Below are 24695 nucleotides of genomic sequence, written 5' to 3'. Positions count from 1 at the left end.
GAGGCCTTCACAAGCCGGAATCCAGCACCTGACCTGCTGTTCCATACGGATCGCGGCATCGAGTACCGGGCTCACAAGACCCAGGCGCTGCTGAATCATCACCGGGTACGGCACAGCATGAACCGCCCGGGACAATGCACTGATAATGCCGAAGTGGAGTCGTTCTTCAAAACGCTGAAGGGAGAATTGCTGCACGCCACCAGCTTCATGACGTTGCGTCAGTTACGAAAACATATCAGGGGCTATATTGATGGCTACTATAACAGCCATCGGCTGCACAGTGGCCTTGGTTACCGGACTCCGATAGAGTTCGAGGAGATTAACTGATGGTGGCGTGTCCACTTTGTCGGGGGAAGTCCATCAATTTTCGCTGCGCTCAAATTGCCCGTTGAGTTGGGCGTTATGTGGGAGAGGAATGTCGATGCCGGAAGCTGGTCCGATCGCGGTCATGAGAAGATCCCTTCAAATGCTGCATCAGGAGCATGTCGGCAACTTGCTGCGGATACCGCAGCCATACCTAGATGAGCTGCGACCCGACCGTCCTGTACCGCTATTGGACGTGTTGGAGAGCTACAACCGGGACGTGGCAGTAGAACTTGCCCGCTTCGGTGACCAGCTGAAGGCGGAGGTGGTCCGGGTTCTTGAGAGGGCTTCCGCAAACGGTGTGTCCGACTTGAAAGAACAGGTTCTCTCGCTGGTCTCGGATGTGCTTTGTCCCGACCTGTACCGGAAGCGGTTTGCGATCTTCATATCCTGCATCGAAAGGCATCTTGCTCGATATGGGCTGCCGCTGGACAAGAGCCGCTATCGCATCGACATCCCAGAATCGCTCGCTTCCGCTCATGCCGAGAACGCATGTAGAAGACTCAAGGCCCAGGTGGGGAACGAGATAGATTTGCTAGCGCTGGGGGTGGGCGCTCAGGGTGCTCCGCAGCAGGACCAAGCGCGGCGAACGACGTACGAACGCCTCAATGACTTGTATGAAAGGCACCAGATGGCGTTCTGGTTTGTAGGCTTGGTGGGGTCGGCGGCCCTCGGCCTCCTCTTCCTTTGAGGGGGCGCACATAACACCTCGGTGGAGCGGACGGCGCTAAGCGCGCCGCCGCTCACCTCTGCGTTAATGGTATCGAAACATGATCTACGAGTCTCAATATTGGAAGAACGATTTGCAGAAGAATGTGTTCTTCCTATTTGAAAAGCTAGATCAAAAAGTTTGGAGGGAGGCTTCATTCGCTGCGGTAGAAAAGCGTGTCATGCTTTCCTGTTACATCGCTAGAAAACTAGCGGAGGCGAGCAAAATTCCTCCAAGTTTGTTCTCGGCTGATGTTCCCCTGTATAGCTATAAAAATAAGGGGAAGGTGGTCGATCTCATGAACTGGCATAGAATTGATGAGTTATACGAGATTGAGGATGCTCAGAAAATAACCAAGCCTTTTTCCTATATCGTGAATCAGATTATCCATAGCTTCATATTTTCGTTTGCATTCAATAACGATAACAGGCTGGAAGGCATCCTCTTTAACTCCGACCGTAGCAAGAAGAAACAGCTCTACATGATAAAGGTCCAAGACTTCATAGATGCTTTGTCACCAATCGCGCAATGCTACATTTCAAGCGCAGTTCTAGAGAGAAATGAAAAGGGTGAGCTCGTCGTTGTGCAAGCAGAATAGACCATTAACAAGGCGCTGTTGTCGGACAATTTTTACACCGCTTCGCGGCTCCAAAATTGCCGCAAAGCTCCGCGTTAAACGTCAAAAGGAATCTCGATGGATCTCGAAAATTTTATTAAAGAGACACTAGTTCAAATATCAAAAGGCGTCAGTTCCGCAAATGACCATCTTGCGCCTGAACGAAAAAAGGAAGATGGAACCGATCTTCCAAAACTATTTCTGCTGCCGCCAGGAACCCGACAGGATCAAGGTCATGGAGTTCACTTCGACGTTGCAGTTACAACACAAAATAAAGATGAGGGCGGCGGCGGCCTAAAAATGAGGCTAGCGGTAGTTGATGCAGATTTAGGAGGTAAGCTTACCTCTGCACATGAGTCAGTGTCACGAATTCAGTTTTCGGTAAATATTGGCAACTGGCATGGCTAGAACGTTTAACCAGCGCAGGCAATCCGACGGCTTTTCCGTTCCGCCTGCGGCTCCACTACAAAGCCGCGGTTGCTGCGGGCGTTAGGCTGAAAATAAAAATCGATTAACACTACCATCAGAGGTGGCAATGCAATTAGTGAACATGACTATCGATAGAATAATAATTCATCAAGTTTATCGAAGAGATCAAGATGGAAACAAAGTAGAGCCTCTGCAAAGCCATGAATATACAAGATTCGATAGCAGCGCCATGGAGGAATTCAAATCGAGAATAAGAGATGCACTTGGTGAAGGCTCAAAGGCAGTCCAAATGCAAATAATGGATCAAGGAGCAGGAGATCTGCCCCACATTGTAGAAAGCATCATATCTGAGGATGACGCGAACTTTGCAGTTTCGTCTTATGATTTTGCTAAAAAGCTAACTGATGCTCAGCAACGGAAATCCATTCCTGGCGGAATATTGGTCGTTTTCACTGGAAAGCAAGGGCATCTGCAAAAGAGGTTTTTGGGTGTCATTAAGGCGGAAATTCATAGCGGCTATGAAAAACATGAAGATCCAACCACTCAGGAAATATCTCTAAAGTTTGTTCAGGAGCTTTTGCTCACGCCAGGAACAAGACTATATAAGACTGCTGCGTTTTTTGAAAAAGATGGCACTGAAAATGGTAGCCAAGATCTAAATGATAAATGGGCTGTTATGATATCGGACTATCAAATAAGCCAAACGGATGGAAAGGCGGCAGCTCAATATTTTTACTCTGATTTTTTAGGTTGTGGTTATCCAGAAACCAGTGCCAGAACTACTAAGAAATTCTATGATTCGGCAAGCTCTTTCATTGATCATCTAGACGTTTCCTCTGAAAAGAAGAGTGATCTTTATAATGCGCTGACCACCTACATGAAAGTTGATACCTCTTCGACAATAACACCATCTGAATTTGCGTCAAGCTATTTCGATGTAGACACCCAAGATTCATTTAGCGCGTATATGGAAGAGGTTGGTATCCCTAACACTTCATTCACTAAAGACAATGCTCATATAGAATCGAAGCTTAAATTTAGGAAGGTTAATTTCAGCAAGAATGTCAAGATCACTGCGCCGTCAGATGTTTTTAAGAACTACGTTGAAATTGAATCAATTGAAGGTGATCCAGACGAATCGGGAACTCCTCAGATCTGGACTAAAGTCATCGTCAAAGACAGGATAACTCAACAAGAATGAATGAATCCGACTTTAGAAAGACATGGGAGGAAGAAAAGCCTGTTTACAGGGCTTGGGGTAAGTACGTTGTTGATAAAATAATTAATTCTATTGAAGATAGCGATATAAAATCTAACGAATTCTTTAAGATCCCGCCTGGCTTCAGGCTTAAAGATGATGGCTCTTTAATTGATAAGGCTTTCTATCGTAGCGGGAAAAATTACTCGGATCCTTACAATCAAATTGAAGATAAGGTTGGTTCACGATTTGTCGTATTGCTCTTAGAAGATATATCTAGAATATGCCAAATAATTGAGTGTTCCGGCGCATGGCAATTTGATAGGTGTAAACATTTTGATGAAGACCGAAAAAATGATCCTTTATTGTTCACCTATCAGTCGGTGCATTATATTCTTCGTCCAAAGTCTGATCTTGAATTTGATGGGGTTACGATTCCTTGCTCTACTCCTTGCGAAGTGCAAATTAGAACTCTCTTACAGCATGCCCACGCAGAACTGACCCATGACGCCATCTACAAATCTAAAAGAACCGTACAGCCTGCTGTGCACAGAACTGTTGCTAAAAGCATGGCTCTCATTGAGACAACCGACGACTTTTTTGTCGATGTTACGAAACAGTTGAATTTTGGCCCGCTAGAAGAACACGCTATTCCCGAAAGATTAGATGGAATTTACTGTAGTGTTACTGGATATAAGCCCCACAATCAGAAATCATCGATTGTGATATGGGATGCATTTGAACAGTTTTTGGATCAGGATCTAATTGACAGTATCCAAGATTTAGTTGAAAAAAATCCACATATTCCTGAAGCAATTAAGTCTCGATATATGAAGGGCAATCTTTATCAGCAGAGCGTGGTTCTTTTCGTATACTGGCTCTTAAAAAAGAAAAGAAGACGTTTATTGAGTGACTGGCCTTTGCCAAAAGAAACTTTAGATCCGCTGGCGAATGATATGGGTGTTAGCACCTGGGATGAGTAGAGTTTACCTAGTTGCCGACATAGCCTAACAATCGGCTGCACAGCGACCGATTTTCCGCCGCTTCGCGGCTCCAAACCGTCGCGTGAGCCAGGCGTTGAGGCTGTAGAAAAAGCCCATAGCCTCCGTCGGTTTGGTAGGACCGGGAAAACAGCCTAGGAGTGGTCATCATGCCCCGCTTCAAGCCCTACAACCATGATCAAAACGCCATGGTGGTGAATCCACTACCAGGATCAGCTCCAACCCGGTACCCTTGAGCACGCAGTGCATTACCTGATCGAGCATAAACTCGACTTGTCGGTTTTCCATCCCAGGTATCGCAACGACGCGACAGGTCGGCTGGCCTATGATGCAGTTATTCTATAAATTCAGGTTATTCAAGGTGATCCATCGATATTATGGCGAGAAAAATACTAGGTTTGAAAGTGAAAAAACAGATAGATGCCAAGCCCGCCGACGAAGTTGCAGATCAATTTCCTAATGATTCCGAAAAACGTTTTTTAAATGGCGTCGCTATTCATCCTTCACCACGCATTTATTTAGAGCTAGGTTCTAAGCAGCGTAGTGTGCGAGCGATGGATTTAATTACGCCAATTGGGATGGGGCAGCGAGGGTTGATTGTTGCGCCGCCAGGCTCTGGCAAAACGACGATGTTAAAACATATCTGTCAGGCCGTGGCAGAAGCTTATCCTGACATAAAGCTGTATGCCTTGCTTATTGATGAGCGCCCTGAAGAAGTGACAGATTTTAAGCGCAGTGTTGCGGCAGAAGTACATGCATCGTCTTCAGATGAAAGCTACACGCAACATGTAAGTGTGGCGGATAAGCTTCTTGAGACGGCTCGTAAGCAAGCAGGCGACGGTCATAATGTGATGATTGTGATTGATTCTCTTACGAGACTCTCGCGGGTTCATAATGCCGAGCAGCGAGGCAATGGTCGCACTATGTCGGGTGGGCTGGATACCCGGGCGTTGGAAATACCACGCAAACTGTTTGGCGCTGCGAGAAAGATTGAAAACGGCGGATCGCTCACCATTCTGGCCACAGTGCTGGTGGATACGGGAAGCCGTATGGATCAGGTGATTTTCGAGGAGTTCAAGGGCACGGGCAATATGGAAGTCGTGTTATCACGGGAAGTGGCAAATCAACGGATTTTCCCTGCGATAGATATTGCCAAAAGCAGCACCCGACGAGAAGAGCTTTTGATTGATGCAAAAGATATTGAAAAAGTAAGGGCGTTGCGTAGAGCTTTGACAAATCTTAAGCCAGCAGAAGGTGCGCAGAAGTTGCTTGAATTATTGGAGAAATATCCAACGAATGCCGAGCTATTAGATATTTTTCACCAGCCTAATGGTTAGAGAGAACTGTACAGTGATGGTGTTCGCCGGACACTCGCTTCGCTCGCGCCGCTGTGCGCGGCGTTAGCCGCTGCAAGGAACTCGTCGACAAGCGACAATTTAGCGGGACACCAAACTCGGAGTAAATGGCATGGGACTTCTAACCTTCAGTCTCAACGTCACCCTGGACGGCTGCGTCGACCACGAGGAAGGCATCGCCGACGACGAGACACACGCCTTCTTCACCCGCCTCATGGACGAGAGCGGGGCGATGCTGTGGGGCCGCGTCACCTACGAGATGATGGAGGGCTACTGGCCGGCGGTCGCCCGCGGCGAGGAGGAGGCGCCGCCAGCGATGCGCAAGTGGGCAGTCAAGCTGGAGGCCAAGCCGAAGTACGTGGTGTCCTCGACGCGAACGGAATTCCCTTGGACCAACAGCCACCACATCGCAGGCGACCTGTGCAAGAGCGTGCAGAAGCTCAAGGACGCGACCCCTGCCGGCGTGCTCCTCGGTAGCGGCAAGCTCGCGACCGAGCTGGACCGGCTGGATCTGATCGACGAGTACCAGTTCCTCGTCCACCCCAGGATCGCCGGCCACGGCCCGACCCTGTACGAGAGCGGGCTGCCCGGCACGCGACGGCTCGAGTTGATCTCGGCGAAGCCGCTCCGCAGCGGCGCGGTCGCCATGCACTACCGGCGCGCGCGCTGACTCGGAGATGGGGCATGTCGCCTAATCACTATTAGAAGTACCCCTGACAGCCATTGCTACCCGGAGGAATCCATGTCGGACATTGCCAACACGCCTGCACCGCCGTATTACGCCGTGATCTTCAGCAGCCATCTCAGTGCAGATGACAAGGGCTATGAGGCAATGGCCGAGCGTATGGTGGCGCTGGCGGCAACGCAGCCGGGGTTTCTGGGCATCGAGTCCGCCAGGGAGAACCTGGGGATTACCGTCTCCTACTGGGAAAGCCTGGAAGCCATACGGCAGTGGAAAAGCAACGCCGAGCATCAGGAGGCGCAACGGCTGGGGCGCGAGCAATGGTACTCCAGCTTTCGGTTGCGAATCGCCAAGGTGGAGCGCGACTACGGCGCTTGATCGTAGCCGTAGGCACTATTTGACCGAAAACCGCCGGCGCTTCTCGAGTGCCGGCGGTTTTTTTTATATCCGTTTGACCCTTACGCCTCGATCCACACCTCATCGCCCTTGAAACTTACTTTCCAGGTTCTCGCGCCGTATCGAAAAGCGCTTCAAGCCCTGAGCGGCAGACCAGCCAAAAGAGCCAGCGAGCAACGACTTTTTCTCCAGTTGCATTACGCAGGCCGGTGATTCATTGAGTAAGCTGAGTGTAATGACATGTTCCGCACGGATTCCAATGTTATCCCGATAAAGGCACACCGGCGGCCTGTGACCGCCAGGAAGGGCTGGTGAGCGGCTCCCAGGCGGTAGCGTGCCCGAATTCCTCGATTTCCCTTATCCCAGTGTGTTTCCGTACACCGGCAAAGCCCTTGCCCAGCACATGCGTGTAGATCTGGGTGGTTTCCACGCCCTTGTGCCCCAGCAATTCCTGAGCAGTGCGGATATCGATTCCATGGCTTAGCAACTGAGTGGCGAATCTGTGTCGCAGGGTATGTGGGGAGTGGCAGCGATGCGGCTCGCATGGCGTGTCTGACGGCTCTTTGCACTGCCGATGGTTGGATATGGTGGAGTACCACCTTGCCATCCATCGCGCGGCAGGGACGGCTGGCAGGGAAGAGCCTTTGCCAAGCCAAGAAGAGGCCGGCATTGGGGTCCAAGTCGCTGTAGTACGCGACCAATGGCCGCTGGACGCCCTTTTCATTGCGGCTACGCCTCCATTACAAGGGCACCGCTAAGCTCAGCGATAGGAGGTGCTAGTCGAATGTCAACTTGTCATTTGGTGCGCCACTCACACCCGTACTCGCGATGCTAATTGGGGGATCTACTATGTCCAGTCTCGTGAACGTCGATTTCGCAGGCGCCGCCAAGCTCCTGAAGACAGCCGCAGAAGTTATCAAGACCGCGACAGAGGCGCTTCGGGACTCCGTAAAGGCTGGCGTCGAAACCATGGATATAGTGGCCGGCCGGCGTGCTCAACACCGGCTCAGGAATATGTATCGTGGCGCAGTAGAGCTTACAGTTCAGCAAGGTATCGCATTATTACCAACTGCTGAGAAGTACCTGAGGGTTCCATCTCCCGGGGCCTGGCAGCAGGTACGGCGAGACATTGAGAAAACCTTGGCTCAGGTTGAGCCATTGACTGCCGATCTGCGTGCCCTCCGCGGTGACTTCATACTCGAGGAAACTTACGCTGCGCTTCTGATAACTATGAAGCAACGCAAGGTTGCTCTTCGACAAGTTCTCGACCTGGCTGAGCCACCGACGAGCACGGAAGATTTAGAGGCATTCCGCGAATTCTTGGTGGGGTACGTTATACTCGTGAGGGAGCTTCAGGGGCTGACCCATGCTATGGCGATTTTCCTGAAGGATAGTGCTCGGAGTGGCGAATAATGCCTTTGGTGGACTTTCCCCCACTCCAGTGGACACGCATCGCGTTAGGCACTGTCTGAAAAGTCGGCGAGCGAGGGTTAGACAAGGCAACAATCGACCGTAAACCGCCGGCCTCCTCGAGTGTCGCGGTTTTTTCTATCCGTTCGACCCCTTACGCCTCGATCCACGCCTCGTCGCCCTTGAAGCTCACCTCCCAGGTGCGCAGCTCATGCCTGACGTTAGGGAGAAGCTCATGAATTGGAAATTCTCGTACGCTATTGGCTTTCATCCCTGGGAGGATACCGACCAGGAGTTCTTTCGATCCCTGGCATCGCTCCTGGAAAATGAGGAGCAGGGCCGTGAGCCACCCTACGGGCGTGCCCTGGATATCGGCACGGGCAGCGCCATCTGGGGCATCGAGCTGGCCAAACGGGGTTGGGATGTCACCGGCGTGGACTTTGTGGAAAAAGCCCTGAACCGGGGGCGCGAGCGTGTCCGGGCCGCGGGTGTGGAGATGAAGCTTGTGCTGGGGGACGTTACTCGGCTTTCAGAGGCTGAAGTCGGTTCCGGCTTTCGGCTCATCCTGGATACCGGCACCTTCCATGATTTCGATACTGAGCAGCAGCAAGGAATGGCCCGCAGCGTAGATGCCCTGGCCACCGAGGACGCTACGGTGTTCCTGCTGTGCTGGCCGCGGCGCCTTCGCCCGTTGATTCGGGGCGTAAGCCGCGAAGAAATCGAGGCCGCTTTTGCTGGCTGGCAGATCACCGACGTGAAACCGTCCTTCTTCAAGCTGCCGCGACTTATGGAATGGGTGCTGCGCCCGGACGAGCACTGGTACCGCCTGCGCCGTGTACAAGCCTGATGTGCTGTCTAACTACCGATTGCCAGCAACAGATTTTCTGAGCCGGGCGTTGGGCGGCCCATTGTATGTCTTGGATGACAGCTTTCCCGGCATGGCTTGAGGATCCGAAGTATGGCTGAGCTGACCGTCTTTCACATTCCCGTCTGTCCATTCTGCCAGCGTTTGGAAATTCTGCTATCGCTGAAGGGCCGTAGGGACGACGTGACGTTTTCCGTGATCGACATTACTCAGCCTCGGCCAGACTGGTTGCTGGCAAAGGCCCGCGGCACTACGGCCCTGCCGATCCTGGAGAACGCGGATGGGCAGGTCATCAAGGAGAGCCTGGTCATCTTGCAGTACCTGGAGGATCTATACCCGAAGCCAGGCGTCGCGCAGCGTGACCCGTATCGGCGTGCGGTAGAGAACATGCTCACGCAAATGGAAGCTCAATTTTGTGCCCAAGGATATACGTATGTGATGAACCAGGACCTCGAGCGGCGCGATGCCCTGAGGGAGGGCATGCTGAAGCAATACGCACGGCTGAATGACTTCCTGGTGGAGCATGCCCCCTCGGGGCCGTTTCTGTACGAGGATTTTGGATGGGCGGAGACGCTCTTCACGCCGTTGTTTATGCGTTTCTGGTTTCTGGAGTATTACGAGGATTTCCAACTGCCCAAGGGGGATCAATACGCCCGGGTGCGGGAGTGGCGTGATGCTTCAATCTCACACCCTGCCGCACAACAAGTCACGAAGGAACAGATCGTAAAGCTTTACTACGACTACGCCAAAGGCGCTGGAAAAGGCATGCTGCTGCCAGGCCGCAGGCGATCGTCCTTCGCATTCGAACCCCATTGGCGAGCGCGTCCATGGCCGCCCAAGGCCAAGTACGAATATGCCGCGACAGATGAAGAGCTAGGGTTGTGATGCTGGCAACACCGCCGGGAGGCCTGCGGCCTCCAGTCGCCGATGCGTCGGACCGGAGCTGAAGCTGCTCCTACAGCGTATTTTTCTTATGTAACCCAAAGCCGCCGGCGCTCCCCAGCGTCGGCGGCTTTTTCTTTTCCGATGGCTGAAACCTCACGCCTCGATCCACACCTCATCGCCCTTGAAGCTTACCTTCCAGGTGCGCAGCGCTACGCTGTCGTCTTCCAGGCACTGGCCGTCTTCCAGGCGGAAGTGCTGCTTGTAGATCGGAGAGGCGACGACGAGCTGGCCCTTGATATCGCCGACGATGCCGCGGGCGATGACGTTGGCGTGGGAGAAGGGGTCGTGGTGGTCGATGGCGTAGAGCTCCTGCTCGTACCCCGGCAAATAGAATATGGCGACTTGTGCCGGGCCTTCCGGGGTTTCCACCCAGGCGGCAATGCCGGAGTAGGGCACCAGGTCGGCGCGGGTGCAGAGGGTTTGCCAGGTCTGGGTCATGGTCTTGGCCGCAATTGCTGAACTCATTTTTTTAATCTCCAGATTCGTTTCGGGAAATCGGCGAGCGGGATGAAGCGCTAGGCGCGCGGCGGACCGAAGGCGAGACATAACGTGGGGTTAGGCGAGCCTTCGGGGTGCCGCGCAACAACGCGATTCGCTCGCGCAGCGATTTCCATTAGGCCGGGCGAAGCTGGCCGCGCTCAGTGGTGTAAATAATGTCCGGGTCCGGGCGCGCGTCGTTGACGAAGCTGCGGAAGCGCTTGAGCTTCTCCGGGTCGCTGATGGCGTTGGCCCATTCGCATTCGTAGGCGTCGATGACGGTTTGCATCTGCCGGTCGAGTTCTTCGCCGATGCCGAGGCTGTCCTCGAGGATCACCTGCTTGAGGTAGTCCAGCCCGCCGTCCAGGTTCTCGCGCCATACCGAGGTGCGCTGCAGGCGGTCGGCGGTGCGGATGTAGAACATCAGGAAGCGGTCGATGATGCGGTAGAGCTGTTCGTCGTCGAGGTCGGTGGCGAACAGTTCGGCGTGGCGCGGGCGCATGCCGCCGTTGCCGCACACGTACAGGTTCCAGCCGTTCTCGGTGGCGATCACGCCGATGTCCTTGCTCTGGGCTTCGGCGCACTCGCGGGTGCAGCCGGAAACGCCGAACTTGATCTTGTGCGGGGCGCGCAGGCCCTTGTAGCGGTGCTCAAGCCTGATCGCCATGCCCACGCTGTCCTGTACGCCGTAGCGGCACCAGGTGCTGCCGACGCAGGACTTCACCGTACGCAGCGACTTGCCGTAGGCGTGGCCGGTCTCGAAGCCGGCTTCGATCAGCTCGCCCCAGATCGCCGGCAGGTCTTCCAGGCGGGCGCCGAACAGGTCGATGCGCTGGCCGCCGGTCACCTTGGTGTAGAGCGCGTACTTCTGCGCCACCTGGCCCAGCACCACCAGCTTGTCGGGGGTGATCTCGCCGCCCGGCACGCGGGGAACGACGGAGTAGGTGCCGTTCTTCTGCATGTTGGCCATGAAGGTGTCGTTGGTGTCCTGCAGCGGGATGTGGGCCGCGTCGGTGATCGGCTCGTTGAAGCAGGAGGCGAGTATCGAGGCCACCGCCGGCTTGCAGATGTCGCAGCCGAGTCCTGGGGCTGATGAAGAGCCGAGACCGTGACCCACCTTGGAGCCATGCTTTTCCATCAGCTCGCTGAAGGTCTTGATGCCCTCGACGCGGACGATGTCGTAGAGCTCCTGGCGGGTGTGGGCGAAGTGTTCGCAGATCGACTTGTCGACCTCCACGCCGCGGGCTTCCAGCTCGTGGTCGACCACGCTCTTGAGCAGTGCGGCGCAGCCGCCGCAGCCGGTGCTGGCCTTCGTTTCACCCTTCACCGCGCCCAGGTCGACGGCGCCGGCGTCCAGCGTCGCGCAGATGTCGCCCTTGGTCACGTTGTGACAGGAGCAGATCATGGCCGTTTCCGGCAGGGCGTCGGGGCCCAGGGTGGGCGCGCCTTCGCTCGAGGGCAGGATCAGCGCGGCGGGGTCCTCGGGCAGGTCCATGCGGTTGGCGTAGTACTGCAGCAGGGTGTCGTAGTAGCTGTTGTCGCCCACCAGCATGGCGCCGACCAGGCGCTTGCCGTCGCTGGAGACCACCAGCTTGCGATACTGCTGCTTGATCGGATCCAGGAAGCGGAACATGCGCGCGCCGGGGGTGCGGTCGCCGTGGGCGTCGCCGATGGAGCCCACGTCCACGCCCATCAGCTTGAGCTTGGTGCTCATGTCGGCGCCCTTGAAGCTGCCGTCCTGGGTGCCGCTGGCCGTGGCGAGCAGGGTGGCGGCGGCGGCCTTGGCCATCTGGTAGCCGGGGGCCACCAGGCCGAAGATGCTGTTGTTCCACAGCGCCACTTCACCTACGGCGAGAATCGCCGGGTCGTTGGTCAGGCAGCGGTCGTCGATCACCACGCCGCCGCGCTCGCCGATCTCCAGGCCGCAGTCCCGGGCCAGGTCGTCGCGGGGGCGAATGCCGGCGGAGAACACGATCAGGTCGGTCTCCAGCACCTTGTCGTCCTGGAACACCATGCGGTGGCGGCTGGCCTCGCCGTCGACGATCTCCTGGGTGGCACGGCCGGTCAGCACCTGCACGCCCAGCGACTCGATCTTCTCGCGTAGCAGCTCGCCGCCTTCGCTGTCGACCTGCATCGGCATCAGCCGGGGGGCGAACTCGACCACGGCGGTGTCCAGGTTGAGGCCACGCAGGGCGTTGGCGGCTTCCAGGCCGAGCAGGCCGCCGCCCACCACCACGCCGGTATTGGCGGTTTCGGCCATGGCGCGAATGGCGTCGAGATCCTCCAGGGTACGGTAGACCAGGCAGCCTTCCCGGTCGTTGCCGGGGATCGGCGGCACGAAGGGATAGGAGCCGGTGGCCAGCACCAGCCGGTCGTAGGGGTAGCGGCCCTGGGGTGTCGTCACCTCGCCGCGGTCGCGGTCGATGGCGGTGACTGCCTCGGAAAGGCGCAGGGCAATGCCGTGCTCGGCGTAGTACTCGGCGGTGGAGAGGGCCAGCGAGTCGGCATCGCGGCCGCTGAAATACTCGGAGAGGTGAACCCGGTCGTAGGCCAGGTGGCGCTCCTCACCGAACACGGTGATCTCATAGTGCTCGGTGGCGCCCTGTTCGACCAGTTGCTCGACCAGGTGGTGGCCGACCATGCCGTTACCGATGACGATCAACTGGGATTTGGTGGCGTTAGGCGTGTTCATGCGGCCTCCTTGACGGGGCGTTCCGGAGAGTCTGGATTGGCGTGTTCGTGAAGCAGGGCATCGGCATCGGCGGCGCCCAGCAGCAGGGCCTGGCGGCAGGGGCCGAGGTCGGTGCCGGCCAGCGAGTGTTCGAAGTACCAGGGGCCCATGGCGGTATCACCGTAGAGAACGGCACCGACGATTCGCCCGTCGCACAGCAGCAGGCGGCGATAGTCGCCCTGCAGCGGGTCGCGGTAGGTGAGCACGTCGTGGTCGGGTTCCGCCTCGGTGGGGCCGAAGGCGTAGAGCGATACGCCGCTGACCTTGAGCTTGGTGGCACAGGGCGTCTCCACATAGCCTGCCGTCGGCTCGCCGGCCAGATGCGCGGCCAGGACCTCGACCTGCTTCCAGATGGGTTCCACCAGGCCGAAGGTATTGCCCTGGAATTCGCAGCATTCGCCCAGGGCGTGGATGGCCGGGTCGGAGGTGGTGAGGGTCTCGTCGACGACGATGGCGCGGTTGACCTCGAGCCCGGCCGCCTGGCCCAGCTCCTTGTTGGGCGTGATGCCAATGGCCACCACCACGCACTCGGCCGGGAGCCAGTGTCCGTCGCTCAGCATGGCGCCGGTGACATGGCCCTGGTCGTCTCCGGTCAGGTGGTCCAGGCCGGCATCGGTATGGATGTCGAGGCCGCGGCTGCAGAGCTCGGCTTCGAGCAACCGGGCGGCGGTGATGTCCAGCTGACGGTTCATCAGCCGGTCGTCACGCTGGATCAGGCTCACGTTCATGCCGTGCTTGGCTTGGCCCTGTTTCCGCAGGCCTTCGGCGGCTTCCAGGCCCAGCAGGCCGCCACCGATCACCACGGCACTGCCGCCGGCTTGCGCGGCACGTGTCAGGGCGTCGGCATCGTTCAGGTCGCGAAAGACGTGGACGCCGGCAAGTGTGAGGCCGGGAATGGGCGGCATCGCCGGGCGTGACCCGGTGGCCAGCACCAGGCGGTCATAGTCGAGGATGCGGCCGGCGTCAGTGGTCAGGCGGCGTGATTGGCGGTCGATGTCGGTGACCCGCTCACCGAGAATCAGGTCGATCTGCTGTTCGGCATACCAGTCGGCATCGCGCAGGGTAAGCGCGTCGCGCTCCATCTCGCCGGCCAGTAGCGGCGAGAGCAGGATACGGTTGTAGGCTGGCTGCGGCTCCTCGCCGATCACGGTGATACGCAGCGACAGGGCCGGCCGCTTGGCCAGGGCTTCAACCAGCCGGTGGCCAGCCATCCCGTTGCCGATGATCACGAGATGCTCGAGCGTGGCCGGCTGGGGTGCGGACTGTGGGTGCATGTAGTGACACCTCCGAAGCGGGTAAGAAAGCAGCGGCACAAAAAGAAGACGCTCCGGCACGACCCCGCCTGGGGTGTGCTGGAGCGTCTTCGCCCGTTGCTACTGTTCGAGAGCGACCGCCATTGATCGCGTGGTTGACTAGTAGCAATCAAGAAGCTGGCCAGAACCCTCTTTCTGTTGGTTTTGTCGTTTTATTTCAGTTTCTTGGGAATGCCTTTCCAGAGGGATTGTCTGGCGCTCAGCCGTTTCCGATCGGCCGCCTGCACGTCACTGGTGCATGGCAGCATCGAAATGCACAGGGGCGTAGCATTCGTGGAGCGTCGGGATGTCCAGGGCACGATCCAGGTGACGCAGGGAGCGGTCCAGCTGTTCGGCAATGCGGCCCATGGCGTCCACGTCGGGGCGCAGGACGCCAGGGCCGAACAGCCGCTGGTGAATCGGGGCAGCGCCCAGGGGCAGGGTGTCGAGATGGCTCACCGAGCGGTCCAGGTAGGGCGGCAGGGCGAGCCACTCCAACGCCTGCCGGCGGTTGTCGGGAGAGTCGGCGAGCCAATCGCTGGCCGCCACCAGCGCCCGGATCAGGGCGGCAAGCGTGGCGGGGTAGTGGTGGGCCCAGGAGCGGGTCACGCCCAATACCTTCTCGGGGTGGTCGGGCCACAGCTGGGCACCGCTGGCCATGAGCTGGCCCACACCCTGGTGCGCGGCCAGGCTGCCCCAAGGTTCGCCGGCGCAGAAGCCGTCGATCTGGCCTTCGCTGAGTGCCGCCACCATGCGCGGGGGCGGCAGGACGACCAGCTCCACGTCGCGGTCGGGGTCGAGGCCGCCCAGACTCAGCCACTCCCGCAGCAGGTAGTGCTGGCACGAGAAGGGGTAGACCATGGCCAGCCGCGGGCGATGAGGGCCGCGCTGCTGACCGAGCCAGGCACCGACGGCGAGTGCGCTGTCGGCCGGGTCGCTGCCCAGGGCGGCACCGCTCTGCTGGCAGAGGGACTCCGACAGCACGATGGCATTGCCGTTGCGGCTCAGGGTGATCGGCGCCAGGGTGTCGCAGGGCGCACGCTCCAGCCCGAGGCTCATGGCCAGTGGCATGGGCGAGAGCATCTGGGCGCCATCGAGCAGCCCGGCGGCCACCTTGTCGCGCAGGGTCGACCAGGCGTTCTCCCGTGACAGCGATACCTCGACCCCCTGTTCGGAAAAGAACCCCCGTTCACGGGCGATGACCAGCAGGGCGGCATCCAGCAGCGGCACGAAGCCCAGGGTCAGGTGATTCAGCTCGGGTGTGGTGTGCATGTCCTGCGGATTCATGAATAGGACCTCGGTTCAGTCAGGCGAGCGCGCGTTCAGGCGTTCCAGGATATCGATGACGCTGTCGGCCACCTCGGCGATGCGTTGGCTGCGGTCCATGGCGAGCTTGCGCAGCATGCGGTAGGCCTGCTCCTCGTCGCAGTCCTGATGCTTCATCAACAGCCCCTTGGCGCGTTCGATGCGCTTGCGCTCGGTGAGCTGGTTGCGGGTCTTCTCCAGTTCGCGGCGCATGGACTGGAAGGCATCGAAGCGGGCAATCGCCACCTCGATGATCGCCTTGACCCGGCCGGGAACCAGGCCGTCGACCACATAGGCGCTGACGCCGACCTTGAGGGCGGCCTGGAGAATGTCCGGGTCGTGCTGGGCGGCGAAGAAGACCACCGGGCGCGGGTTCTCGCGGTTGAGCAGCGCCATGCTGTCCAGGGTGTCGCGGTCGGGGGATTCCATGTCGATGATCACCACGTCGGGCTGGTGCCGGGCGACCATCTCGTTGAGGCTCGCCGGGCTCGTCAGGCGGCAGACCACACGGTGCCCATCGGCGACCAGGGCTTCTTCGACCATGGCGGCGCGCACGACTTCATCATCAACCAGCAGCACATTCAGCGGTGGGGGCATGGCAGTCTCGCTAGTCACGTTGCATCTCTACGCTGCAATGCAAGATACATTCCACATGCCGCTACACCTTGTGATGACAGGCCCTGCCGCCGGGGCGCGTTGGCCTGGTACATCGCCTTGGCCGTTGCCCTGGGCCAGTGCGGGAAATTTCGGCACTACCGTGGTGCAGCATGGCCGTTGGGGTGAGATATCCTGGGGCAGTGGCTGGATGGCGGACCGCCGCCGGGCAGCCAGAGAGCCGTAATGCCGGCGGAAGCCGCTGTCTGGCACGAAGATTGCTTCATCCTGTATAGAAAATGCTCAACGCTGGGCAAAGCAGCAAGAGGCGCCCACCGCGCTTCATCGGCAACGACGCCCACCCGCCGTCTCTTCTACAGAGTCGGCGGGTGGGCGTTTGCATTTTGCGAACATGCGTTACAGGAGATCGTCATGCACCAGGCTCTAACCACTTGCCCCTACTGCGGTGTTGGCTGCGGCGTGCAGGCGGAAGTCGACGGCGAGCGCATCATCGGCGTCAGCGGCGACAGCACGCATCCGGCCAATTTCGGGCGGCTCTGCGTCAAGGGTTCGGCGCTGCACGAGACCCTGGGTGAGCATGGCCGGCTGACGCGTCCCCGGGTCGATGGCGTGGAGGTGGACTGGGACACGGCACTGGATGCCGTGGCCGACAGGCTTCAGGCCACACGCCGTGACCATGGCAACCATGCCGTGGCGGCCTACCTCTCGGGTCAGTTGCTCACCGAGGACTATTACGTCGCCAACAAGCTGTTCAAGGGCTTCCTGGGGACACCGCACCTGGACACCAACTCGCGGCTTTGCATGGCCTCGGCGGTGGCGGCCTACAAGCGCGCCTTCGGCGCCGACGCCGTGCCGTGCAACTACGAGGACCTGGAGGAGGCGGAGCTGGTGGTGCTGGTGGGGTCGAACCTGGCCTGGAACCATCCGGTACTGTATCAGCGCATCAAGGCGGCCAAGCAGATCAATCCGCTGATGCGGTTGGTGGTGATCGACCCCAGGGTCACCGACAGCTGCGAGATCGCCGACCTCTATCTCGGCCTCGCTCCCGGCAGCGATGCGCGGCTGTTCAATGGCCTGCTGGCCTGGATGGACGACCGTTCCAAGCTGGACCGGGTCTACCTGGACAACCATACCCAGGGCATGGAAGAGGCCCTGGCGGCGGCTCGCGAGGACGACACCTCGCTGGAGGCCATTGCCGCCGACTGCGACCTGGACCCGGAGCGGCTGGAAACCTTCTTCTACTGGTTCGCCAGCCACCTCCACGTGGTGACGCTCTACTCCCAGGGCGTCAACCAGTCCTCCAGCGGCACCGACAAGTGCAATGCCATCATCAATTGCCATCTGGCCGGCGGCAAGATCGGCCTGCCGGGGGCGGGCCCCTTCTCGATCACCGGCCAGCCCAACGCCATGGGTGGCCGCGAGGTGGGCGGGTTGGCCAACCAGCTGGCCGCACACATGGATTACCACACGCCGGGCGCCCTCGAACGGGTCACGCGCTTCTGGACGACAGAATCGCTCGAGCCCACCCTGCCCGACGCGCCAGGCCACAAGGCGGTGGAGCTGTTCGAGGCCATCGAGCGGGGCGAGGTTCAGGCGGTGTGGATCATGGCCACCAACCCGGTGGTGAGCCTGCCGGATGCCAACCGCGTGCGGGCGGCCCTGGCCAAGTGCCCGCTGGTGATCGTCTCCGAATGCATGGCCGACACCGATTTGCTCCCCTACGCCGATATCGTGCTGCCGGCCTCGAGCTGGTCCGAGAAGGACGGTACCGTGACCAACTCCGAGCGTCGCATCTCGCGCCAGCGCGGTCTGCTGCCGCCCCCGGGGGAGGCCCGTCACGACTGGTGGATCATCGGCGAGGTCGCCAGGCGGCTCGGTTTCGGCGAGGCCTTTGCCTATGGGCATCCCAGCGAGATCTTCGACGAGCACGCCCGGCTGTCGGGATTCGAGAACGCTCCCGACACCCGGGGCGAAGGCAAGCGGCTGTTCGATATCTCCGGTCTGGCCGGGCTCGACCGCGACGCTTATGATGCCCTGTCGCCGATCCAGTGGCCGGTGACGCGGCAGGCCCCCCATGGCACCGCGAGGCTGTTCGAGGACGGGCGCTTTGCCACCCCGGATGGCAAGGCGCGACTGATTGCCGTGTCCCCCCGAGGGCCCCGACAGGCCTTGAGTGAAGCGCGTCCGCTGCGGCTTAATACCGGCCGGGTGCGCGATCAGTGGCACACCATGACGCGCACCGCCCGTGCCCCGAGGCTGATGAACCACCGCAGCGAACCGTTCATCGAGCTGCATCCCGACGATGCGCTCCACTACGGTATCGGTGACAAGGAGCTGGCGCGGCTGGAGGGTGCGGGTGGAGACTATGTGGGGCGCGTGCGGATATCGAAGGCGCAGCGGCGTGGCGAAGTGTTCGTGCCCATGCACTGGACCGGCCGGTTCAGCGGTGCCGCCCGCATGGGTAGCCTGCTGGCGCCCCACTGTGACCCTATCTCCGGCCAGCCGGAATCCAAGCATGGGGCCGTGTCGATAGCGCCGCTGGCGCCTGGCTGGCAGGCTACGCTGATAGTGGCCGACGACCTGACGCTGGATGCGGCATGGTGCGAGAGTTCGCGTTACTGGGCGCGCATCCCGCTTCCCGACTGTCAGCGATGGCAGCTGGCGGGCGGCAAGGGCGATGCCGAGAGGCATGACTGGCAGGCCTGGCTGGCTCGGCACCTGGCGGTGGCGCCGACGCTTTGGTGCGATGATCCCGTTGGCGGTCGCCTGCGTGCGGCGGGCATCGAGGACGGCCGACTGCGCTGGTGGCTGATGGTAGGCCCCCCCGGCGAGCTGCCCGGCCTGGCCTGGCTCGACGAGCGCTTCCAGGAGGCCGCCCGGGGCGAATGCTTGGATGCGGCGCGGCAGCGGCGCCTGCTGGCCGGCTGCGACGATGGCGCCGCCGACAGCGGCCCTGTGGTGTGCAGCTGCCACCAGGTCGGGCAGCGTACCATCCGCGATGCCATTCGCGGTGGCGATGGCAGCGTCGAGGCGCTGGGCGCCCGGCTGGCCTGTGGTACACAATGTGGTAGCTGTATTCCTGAACTGAAGTCACTGATCGAAGAGGAGAGGGCCTATGCGAGCGCTGAGCCGAAGCCTGAAGGCATTGCTATCGCGTGACATTCTGGCTGCGGGCCTTGCTCGTCTCGGCTTCGGCCGTTCCTTCAGCTGCCTGGGCGACGCCAGGGAGTGTGGCAGCATGCCCTCGCTGGGGCTGCGCGGCGATTGCCAGCCCGGACGTGTCTACCTGGTGGGGGCCGGCAGCGGTGACGTGGAGCTGTTGACCCTCAAGGCCGCCCGCCTGCTGCAGCAGGCCGACGCCATCGTCTATGACCGTCTGATCGGCGACGAGGTGCTGTCACTGATCCCCGCCGGCCGCGAGCGCTACTATGTGGGCAAGGCGCGGGGTCACCACAGCGTGCCCCAGGCCGAGATCGGCGAGCTGATGGTCAGGCTGGCGGGGCAGGGGAAGTCGGTGGTGCGCCTGAAAGGCGGCGATCCCGGTATCTTCGGGCGCATGGGCGAGGAGCTTGCCGCCCTGGCCGAGGCCGGGGTGCCTGCCGAGATCGTACCTGGTATCACTGCCGCCTCGGCCGCCGCCGCCGGCATGGGCATCCCGCTGACCGACCGCGGCCACGCCCAGCAGGTGCGGTTCATCACCGCCCAGCTATGCCGCGAGGGTGGCGAGCCCGACTGGGCGGAGTTGGCCCGCAGGGACGAGACCCTGGTCTTCTATATGGGGCTCTCCAAGGTGGGGGCCATCTGCAGCGGCCTGCGCCTGGCGGGGCTGCCGGATGATTGGCCGATCATGCTGGTCGCCAATGCCAGCCATGACGACCAGCAGTCGCTCACCGGCACCCTGGCGGACATGCCGGACAAGCTTGCGGCCCAGCCGCTGCCTTCCCCCTGCCTGATCGTGGTGGGCAGCGTGGTGAGCATGGTCGCAACGAGCCCCGTGGCGGCGAAGCCGCAGCATGAAACCTTCCCCTGATCTGCTACTCTCAGGTTGAGCCACGCCCAGTCAGCCCCTGCTGCTGACGGACTCGACCGGAGAGGATGATGAAGAAAGCCAGGATTCGTGACAATGCCCTGAAGGCACAGCTGCGCACGCCGATGTTTCGCATGCGCCAGGAGAAACCCAGGAAGGGCAAAGGGAGCTACTCCCGCAAGGGACGGGAGCATCGCCAAGCGGCCTGATCGGCTGTTTCGCGATACTTCCATCCCCCAGGCAGGATGCCTGGCACCAACAGCAGGGAGCTGACATGGATGATGGCTACGGGAACCTGTCGCTGTTTACGCGGCGGTTGCTGATCACCGTGGGGCTGGTCGCCCTGGTGGCGATCCTGCTCTATTTCGCTGCCCAACTGATCGATGTACTGCTGCTGGTATTCGCCGGCATCCTCGTGGCGGTGTCCATTGATGGGGTCTCGCGACTCTTCGCTCGCTACCTGCCGCTCTCGCGGTCCTGGACGCTATCCTTCGCCTTTCTGCTGATCGTGCTCTTGTGCGTAGGGCTGGGTGGCATTATCGGCCCTCCCTTGATGGCGCAGTTCCCGCTGTTGATCCAGCAGCTACCCGAAGCGCTGCAGGAGCTCGCGGCCACGCTGCTGGGCCTGCCTGGTATCGAAGCGGCGCTCAAGGAAGTGGAGGGCCCGGGCCAGCTCATCAATCCGCTGCTGGAACAGTTCACGAAAATCTTCACTTCCACCTTCGGCGCCATCGCCAGCTTCTTCCTGATCCTGCTGATCGGCTTCTACCTGGTGCTGAGCCCGGCCATGTACCTGAGCAACATGCTGCTGCTGTTTCCACCGGCCCGTCGCGGGCGCTGGCTGGAGGTCCTTGCCACCCAGGGCAGGGCCCTGCGTCTCTGGCTGCTGAGCCGGCTGATCTCCATGCTCTTCGTCGGCATCTCTATCAGTATTGGCTTATATTTTATGGACGTGCCCATGGCCGGCGCCCTGGGCCTGATTGCCGGCCTGCTGACCTTCATCCCCTATCTGGGGCCGATACTGGGCATGATTCCCACCGTGCTGATCGCTTTCCTGGCGTCACCCGAGCTGGCGCTCTATGCCATCGTGCTCTATTTCGTCGTGGAAACGCTGGAGTCGAACGTGGTCATGCCGGTGGCCGCCAAGGGGGTAGTGCGCCTGCCACCGGCCTACACCGTCATCGTGCAGCTCGCCGGGGCGGCGGTTGCCGGCCTGGCCGGTGTGATTCTGGCAACGCCACTCGCCGTGGTGGCGGTCGTCGCCATCCAGATGCTCTATATCGAGGATGTGCTAGGTGACGAGGTGGATGTGTTAGGTAAATGATCGGCTGTGTTGACGGCTTTGATGCGGCGTCACCCCAGGGAAGGCCTTATGCTTGATGACAGTCAAGCTTAAGGTGTCGGTTTGTGAGTAGTGTGAAAGCGGTACGGCCTTGCAAATCACCTGGGAGCGCTCGCTGCCATGACAACGCGTATCTTGATTCTCCAGGGGCATCCCGACGCTGGCACGATTCACCTGTGCCATTCGCTGGCCGACCACTACCGGGCGGGTGCTGAATCACATGGGCATGAGGTGCGGGTGGTGGATATCGCCACACTCGAGTTCCCCCTGTTGCGCAGCCAGAAGGCATGGAAGGAGGGGCCGCTGCCCGCTGACCTGCAGGCGGCACAGGATGCCATCGCCTGGTGCCGGCACCTGGTGCTGATCTTCCCGCTTTGGCTGGGCGACATGCCGGCCCTGGTGAAAGCCTTCCTTGAACAGGTGATGCGACCCGGTTTCGCCTTCGAGTATGAGGACGGCAATCCGCTGGGCAAGAAGGGCCTGACCGGCCGCACCGCGCGGCTGGTCGTTACCATGGGCATGCCCGCTCTGATCTACCGGCATCTCTACCGTGCCCACAGCGTCAAGTCGCTGGAGCGCAATGTGCTCGGCTTCGTCGGTTTCTCTCCCATTCACGAGACCCTGATCGGCAGGGTCGAATCGATGAGCGAACGGGGGCGCGCGAAGTGGTTTCGCAAGATGCACGCGCTTGGCACCGAGGCGGAGTAGGGCGGCATCGGGGGCGATTGAATATACGGGCACTGGCAGCCTGCGTAGACTGGCAATAGCATGAGTAATAGCCAACAACGCAGCGTGAGCAGGGAGTGCCCGCAGGATGACGAAACGCGATACCCGCCCGCCGGAAGCCCGGACAGTGGCGCTGGACGGTGAAGACGTCCATTGGGACCAGGACATCAGTTACGGCCAGTACCTGCAGCTCGAGCCCCTGCTGGCCTGCCAGCAGCGGCGCTCGGACCAGCACGACGAGATGCTGTTCATCGTCATACACCAGGTCTCCGAGCTGTGGCTCAAGCAGTGCCTGCATGAAGCCCACGCTGCAGCGGCGCATATCGCTGAAGAAAAGCTCGCTCCCGCCTTCAAGATGCTCGCGCGGGTGGCCCGCATCCAGGAGCAGATGATCCATGCCTGGGAAGTGCTGGTCACCATGACGCCGGCGGACTATGCCAGTTTCCGTGACAGCCTGGGCCAGAGTTCGGGGTTTCAGTCCTATCAATATCGGGAGCTGGAGTTCCTGCTCGGCAACAAGAATCCCAGGCTGGTCGAAGTCCACCGGGGCCACCCGCAGCATTACCAGCGGCTGAGCGAGGTGTTGCATGCCCCGAGCCTCTACGACATCAGCCTGCAGCTGCTGGCGCGGCGCGGCTTCGCAATCCCGCGCGGCTGCATCGACCGCGACTGGTCGCAGCCCTACCAGCCTTGCGATGCGGTGGAGCAGGCCTGGGCCGAGATCTATCGCGCGCCGGAAGCGCATTGGGATCTCTATGAGCTGGCCGAGAAGCTCGTCGATACCGAATACAATTTCCACAAGTGGCGCTTCAGCCATATGAAGACGGTGGAGCGCATCATCGGCTACAAGTCCGGCACCGGCGGTACCGGCGGTGTCTCTTTCCTGGTCAAGGCGCTGGACCTGCAGTTCTTCCCCGAGCTGTGGTCGGTCAGGACCACCATGTGAGGAGTGACGAACCCATGGAACCGGCAACACCACCCAGCCGAGCCGATCTGGCGCGGCTGGACCACGACGATCCCCTGGCCGAGTATCGCGACCGTTTCGTACTGGAGGAGGGGCTGATCTATCTCAACGGCAACTCCCTCGGCGCGCTGCCCCGGGCGGCCCTGAGCCGGGCCGCCGAGGTGGTGGAGCGGGAGTGGGGGCAGGGACTGGTTCGCAGCTGGAATCGTCACGACTGGGTGTCGCTGCCCGAGCGGGTCGGCGACAGGGTCGCGGGGCTGATTGGTGCCGAGCCCGGCGAGGTCGTGGTGGCCGACTCCACCTCGGTCAACCTGTTCAAGTTGGCGGCGGCGGCGATCCGCATGCGCCGGGGGCGAGGCAAGATCGTCTCCGAACCGGGTAACTTCCCCACCGACCTCTATATTCTGCAGGGTCTGGAAGGCTTCCTGCAGGGCGAGGTGCGATTGGAAACGGCGCCCAGGGAGCTGCTGGCATCCCACATCGATGAAGACACCGCCCTGGTGGTGCTCACTCATGTGCACTACAAGTCCGGCGAGCTGTTCGATATGGCCGCCATCACCGCCCGGGCCCACGAGGTCGGCGCCCTGATGCTATGGGACCTCAGCCACAGCGCCGGGGCGGTGCCGGTGGACCTGAACGGGGTGGGGGCCGACTTCGCCGTGGGGTGCGGCTACAAGTACCTCAATGGTGGCCCGGGAGCGCCTGGCTACCTGTTCGTGGCGCGGCGCCATCTGGCCGATTTTCACCAGCCGCTGAGCGGCTGGTTCGGGCACACCGAACCCTTCGCCATGCGTGACGACTACCAGCCTGCCGATTCCATCAAGCGCGGCCTGTGCGGTACCCCCGGCGTGCTTGGCACGGCGGTGATGGAGGTGGGTGTCGAACTGCTGGCTTCGGCGGACATGGCGCTGCTGCGGGCCAAGTCACGGCGGCTTGGGGAGCTGTTCATCCAACTGGTCGAGGCGCACTGCGACGGCATGGGCTTTGCGCTGGCATCCCCCCGGGACGCCGAGCGGCGGGGGAGCCAGGTATCGTTTACCCACGAACACGCCTATCCGATCATGCAGGCCTTGATCGCCCGCAATATCATCGGTGACTTCCGGGCACCGGATATCCTGCGCTTCGGCTTTGCGCCGCTATACGTCCGCCATGTCGACATCTGGGACACCGTGCAGGCCCTGGCCGAGATCATGGCCACGGGCGCGTGGGAAGAGCCGCAGTTCCGGCAGCGCAGCGCGGTGACCTGA

Annotated in this window: 25 protein-coding genes; 19 read left to right on the top strand and 6 right to left on the bottom strand. The window is 60.3% G+C overall.

The features are described 5' to 3' along the window. From LY622_RS00615 to LY622_RS00575, 9 genes are all read left to right on the top strand, one after another. Window positions 1-327 (top strand): integrase core domain-containing protein (locus LY622_RS00615; RefSeq protein ID WP_234289114.1); only part of this gene is annotated, 327 nt, incomplete at its 5' end. Window positions 328-415: 88 nt separating this feature from the next. Beyond that, window positions 416-1054, top strand: coding sequence for a hypothetical protein (locus LY622_RS00610; RefSeq protein WP_234289113.1), 639 nt, complete (start codon window positions 416-418; stop codon window positions 1052-1054). 79 nt (window positions 1055-1133) lie between these two features. After that, window positions 1134-1670 carry a hypothetical protein gene (locus LY622_RS00605; RefSeq protein WP_234289112.1) on the top strand — a complete coding sequence of 179 codons (537 nt, stop codon included), beginning with the start codon at window positions 1134-1136 and terminating at the stop codon, window positions 1668-1670. A 96-nt stretch (window positions 1671-1766) separates the two neighbouring features. Further along, window positions 1767-2096 carry a hypothetical protein gene (locus LY622_RS00600; protein WP_234289111.1) on the top strand — a complete coding sequence of 110 codons (330 nt, stop codon included), beginning with the start codon at window positions 1767-1769 and terminating at the stop codon, window positions 2094-2096. A 127-nt stretch (window positions 2097-2223) separates the two neighbouring features. Continuing rightward, complete coding sequence (locus LY622_RS00595) at window positions 2224-3318, top strand: nucleoid-associated protein (RefSeq protein WP_234289110.1); 1095 nt, start codon at window positions 2224-2226, stop codon at window positions 3316-3318. Further along, on the top strand, window positions 3315-4298 hold the full coding sequence (locus tag LY622_RS00590; protein ID WP_234289109.1) for a GTP pyrophosphokinase: 984 nt from the start codon (window positions 3315-3317) through the stop codon (window positions 4296-4298). The genes LY622_RS00595 and LY622_RS00590 overlap by 4 nt, the downstream gene beginning before the upstream one ends. A gap of 395 nt (window positions 4299-4693) precedes the next feature. Then, window positions 4694-5653 (top strand): transcription termination factor Rho, encoded by a 960-nt coding sequence (gene rho / locus LY622_RS00585; protein WP_234289108.1) that lies wholly within the window; start codon window positions 4694-4696, stop codon window positions 5651-5653. A gap of 130 nt (window positions 5654-5783) precedes the next feature. Further along, complete coding sequence (locus LY622_RS00580; RefSeq protein ID WP_234289107.1) at window positions 5784-6341, top strand: dihydrofolate reductase family protein; 558 nt, start codon at window positions 5784-5786, stop codon at window positions 6339-6341. A gap of 72 nt (window positions 6342-6413) precedes the next feature. Next, the gene (locus tag LY622_RS00575) at window positions 6414-6731 is read left to right on the top strand and encodes an antibiotic biosynthesis monooxygenase family protein (protein ID WP_234289106.1); all 318 of its coding nucleotides are present in this window, start codon (window positions 6414-6416) and stop codon (window positions 6729-6731) included. 280 nt (window positions 6732-7011) lie between these two features. On the opposite strand, the gene LY622_RS22705 is transcribed toward LY622_RS00575, so the two are convergent. Continuing rightward, the gene (locus LY622_RS22705) at window positions 7012-7356 is read right to left on the bottom strand and encodes a tyrosine-type recombinase/integrase (protein WP_439649570.1); all 345 of its coding nucleotides are present in this window, start codon (window positions 7354-7356) and stop codon (window positions 7012-7014) included. A 242-nt stretch (window positions 7357-7598) separates the two neighbouring features. Between LY622_RS22705 and LY622_RS00565 the strand changes: the two genes are divergently transcribed. From LY622_RS00565 to LY622_RS00555, 3 genes are all read left to right on the top strand, one after another. Beyond that, entirely contained in the window at window positions 7599-8162 is a 564-nt protein-coding gene (locus tag LY622_RS00565; protein WP_234289105.1) for a hypothetical protein, read from the top strand. 232 nt (window positions 8163-8394) lie between these two features. Next, window positions 8395-9006 (top strand): class I SAM-dependent methyltransferase, encoded by a 612-nt coding sequence (locus tag LY622_RS00560; RefSeq protein ID WP_234289104.1) that lies wholly within the window; start codon window positions 8395-8397, stop codon window positions 9004-9006. Between the two features lie 111 nt (window positions 9007-9117). After that, a complete protein-coding gene (locus LY622_RS00555) occupies window positions 9118-9909 on the top strand; it encodes a glutathione S-transferase family protein (protein WP_234289103.1) in 792 nt (263 codons plus the stop codon). Window positions 9910-10062: 153 nt separating this feature from the next. Here LY622_RS00555 and nirD read toward each other — a convergent pair whose 3' ends face one another. From nirD to LY622_RS00530, 5 genes are all read right to left on the bottom strand, one after another. Beyond that, the gene (gene nirD, locus LY622_RS00550) at window positions 10063-10434 is read right to left on the bottom strand and encodes a nitrite reductase small subunit NirD (RefSeq protein WP_234289102.1); all 372 of its coding nucleotides are present in this window, start codon (window positions 10432-10434) and stop codon (window positions 10063-10065) included. Between the two features lie 148 nt (window positions 10435-10582). Continuing rightward, complete coding sequence (gene nirB / locus LY622_RS00545) at window positions 10583-13138, bottom strand: nitrite reductase large subunit NirB (protein WP_234289101.1); 2556 nt, start codon at window positions 13136-13138, stop codon at window positions 10583-10585. Beyond that, entirely contained in the window at window positions 13135-14451 is a 1317-nt protein-coding gene (locus LY622_RS00540; RefSeq protein WP_234289100.1) for an NAD(P)/FAD-dependent oxidoreductase, read from the bottom strand. The genes nirB and LY622_RS00540 overlap by 4 nt, the downstream gene beginning before the upstream one ends. A gap of 267 nt (window positions 14452-14718) precedes the next feature. After that, the gene (locus tag LY622_RS00535; RefSeq protein ID WP_234289099.1) at window positions 14719-15756 is read right to left on the bottom strand and encodes a CmpA/NrtA family ABC transporter substrate-binding protein; all 1038 of its coding nucleotides are present in this window, start codon (window positions 15754-15756) and stop codon (window positions 14719-14721) included. A gap of 15 nt (window positions 15757-15771) precedes the next feature. After that, the gene (locus tag LY622_RS00530) at window positions 15772-16371 is read right to left on the bottom strand and encodes an ANTAR domain-containing response regulator (protein ID WP_234289098.1); all 600 of its coding nucleotides are present in this window, start codon (window positions 16369-16371) and stop codon (window positions 15772-15774) included. A 429-nt stretch (window positions 16372-16800) separates the two neighbouring features. On the opposite strand from LY622_RS00530, the gene LY622_RS00525 reads away from it, so the two are divergent. The 7 genes from LY622_RS00525 (at window position 16801) to kynU (ending at window position 24695) form a co-directional block, all read left to right on the top strand. Further along, window positions 16801-19548: a nitrate reductase gene (locus LY622_RS00525; RefSeq protein ID WP_234289097.1), complete on the top strand. Its 2748-nt coding sequence runs from the start codon at window positions 16801-16803 to the stop codon at window positions 19546-19548. Window positions 19549-19627: 79 nt separating this feature from the next. Further along, a complete protein-coding gene (gene cobA / locus LY622_RS00520; protein ID WP_234289116.1) occupies window positions 19628-20419 on the top strand; it encodes a uroporphyrinogen-III C-methyltransferase in 792 nt (263 codons plus the stop codon). A 68-nt stretch (window positions 20420-20487) separates the two neighbouring features. Continuing rightward, the gene (gene arfA, locus LY622_RS00515; protein ID WP_305038551.1) at window positions 20488-20625 is read left to right on the top strand and encodes an alternative ribosome rescue factor ArfA; all 138 of its coding nucleotides are present in this window, start codon (window positions 20488-20490) and stop codon (window positions 20623-20625) included. Window positions 20626-20690: 65 nt separating this feature from the next. Beyond that, complete coding sequence (locus LY622_RS00510) at window positions 20691-21740, top strand: AI-2E family transporter (RefSeq protein ID WP_234289096.1); 1050 nt, start codon at window positions 20691-20693, stop codon at window positions 21738-21740. Window positions 21741-21878: 138 nt separating this feature from the next. Then, window positions 21879-22466, top strand: a complete 588-nt coding sequence (locus LY622_RS00505) for an NAD(P)H-dependent oxidoreductase (protein ID WP_234289095.1) — start codon at window positions 21879-21881, stop codon at window positions 22464-22466. A gap of 106 nt (window positions 22467-22572) precedes the next feature. Continuing rightward, window positions 22573-23430, top strand: a complete 858-nt coding sequence (kynA, locus tag LY622_RS00500) for a tryptophan 2,3-dioxygenase (protein ID WP_234289094.1) — start codon at window positions 22573-22575, stop codon at window positions 23428-23430. Between the two features lie 14 nt (window positions 23431-23444). Further along, window positions 23445-24695 carry a kynureninase gene (kynU, locus tag LY622_RS00495; RefSeq protein WP_234289093.1) on the top strand — a complete coding sequence of 417 codons (1251 nt, stop codon included), beginning with the start codon at window positions 23445-23447 and terminating at the stop codon, window positions 24693-24695.

Origin of the sequence: Halomonas alkalisoli (genome assembly GCF_021412585.1) — a bacterium.
GTDB lineage: Bacteria > Pseudomonadota > Gammaproteobacteria > Pseudomonadales > Halomonadaceae > Halomonas > Halomonas alkalisoli.
Note: the sequence above shows the minus strand (reverse complement) of the source record. Positions and strands in the feature narration are given on the sequence as shown.

Bases quoted from the DNA above. Each gene is read 5' to 3' on its own strand.
- LY622_RS00610 (WP_234289113.1), top strand. From the start codon at position 416: ATGTCGATGCCGGAAGCTGGTCCGATCGCGGTCATGAGAAGATCCCTT.
- LY622_RS00605 (WP_234289112.1), top strand. From the start codon at position 1,134: ATGATCTACGAGTCTCAATATTGGAAGAACGATTTGCAGAAGAATGTG.
- LY622_RS00600 (WP_234289111.1), top strand. From the start codon at position 1,767: ATGGATCTCGAAAATTTTATTAAAGAGACACTAGTTCAAATATCAAAA.
- LY622_RS00595 (WP_234289110.1), top strand. From the start codon at position 2,224: ATGCAATTAGTGAACATGACTATCGATAGAATAATAATTCATCAAGTT.
- LY622_RS00590 (WP_234289109.1), top strand. From the start codon at position 3,315: ATGAATGAATCCGACTTTAGAAAGACATGGGAGGAAGAAAAGCCTGTT.
- rho (WP_234289108.1), top strand. From the start codon at position 4,694: ATGGCGAGAAAAATACTAGGTTTGAAAGTGAAAAAACAGATAGATGCC.
- LY622_RS00580 (WP_234289107.1), top strand. From the start codon at position 5,784: ATGGGACTTCTAACCTTCAGTCTCAACGTCACCCTGGACGGCTGCGTC.
- LY622_RS00575 (WP_234289106.1), top strand. From the start codon at position 6,414: ATGTCGGACATTGCCAACACGCCTGCACCGCCGTATTACGCCGTGATC.
- LY622_RS22705 (WP_439649570.1), bottom strand. From the start codon at position 7,356: ATGGCAAGGTGGTACTCCACCATATCCAACCATCGGCAGTGCAAAGAG.
- LY622_RS00565 (WP_234289105.1), top strand. From the start codon at position 7,599: ATGTCCAGTCTCGTGAACGTCGATTTCGCAGGCGCCGCCAAGCTCCTG.
- LY622_RS00560 (WP_234289104.1), top strand. From the start codon at position 8,395: ATGAATTGGAAATTCTCGTACGCTATTGGCTTTCATCCCTGGGAGGAT.
- LY622_RS00555 (WP_234289103.1), top strand. From the start codon at position 9,118: ATGGCTGAGCTGACCGTCTTTCACATTCCCGTCTGTCCATTCTGCCAG.
- nirD (WP_234289102.1), bottom strand. From the start codon at position 10,434: ATGAGTTCAGCAATTGCGGCCAAGACCATGACCCAGACCTGGCAAACC.
- nirB (WP_234289101.1), bottom strand. From the start codon at position 13,138: ATGAACACGCCTAACGCCACCAAATCCCAGTTGATCGTCATCGGTAAC.
- LY622_RS00540 (WP_234289100.1), bottom strand. From the start codon at position 14,451: ATGCACCCACAGTCCGCACCCCAGCCGGCCACGCTCGAGCATCTCGTG.
- LY622_RS00535 (WP_234289099.1), bottom strand. From the start codon at position 15,756: ATGAATCCGCAGGACATGCACACCACACCCGAGCTGAATCACCTGACC.
- LY622_RS00530 (WP_234289098.1), bottom strand. From the start codon at position 16,371: ATGCCCCCACCGCTGAATGTGCTGCTGGTTGATGATGAAGTCGTGCGC.
- LY622_RS00525 (WP_234289097.1), top strand. From the start codon at position 16,801: ATGCACCAGGCTCTAACCACTTGCCCCTACTGCGGTGTTGGCTGCGGC.
- cobA (WP_234289116.1), top strand. From the start codon at position 19,628: ATGCCCTCGCTGGGGCTGCGCGGCGATTGCCAGCCCGGACGTGTCTAC.
- arfA (WP_305038551.1), top strand. From the start codon at position 20,488: ATGAAGAAAGCCAGGATTCGTGACAATGCCCTGAAGGCACAGCTGCGC.
- LY622_RS00510 (WP_234289096.1), top strand. From the start codon at position 20,691: ATGGATGATGGCTACGGGAACCTGTCGCTGTTTACGCGGCGGTTGCTG.
- LY622_RS00505 (WP_234289095.1), top strand. From the start codon at position 21,879: ATGACAACGCGTATCTTGATTCTCCAGGGGCATCCCGACGCTGGCACG.
- kynA (WP_234289094.1), top strand. From the start codon at position 22,573: ATGACGAAACGCGATACCCGCCCGCCGGAAGCCCGGACAGTGGCGCTG.
- kynU (WP_234289093.1), top strand. From the start codon at position 23,445: ATGGAACCGGCAACACCACCCAGCCGAGCCGATCTGGCGCGGCTGGAC.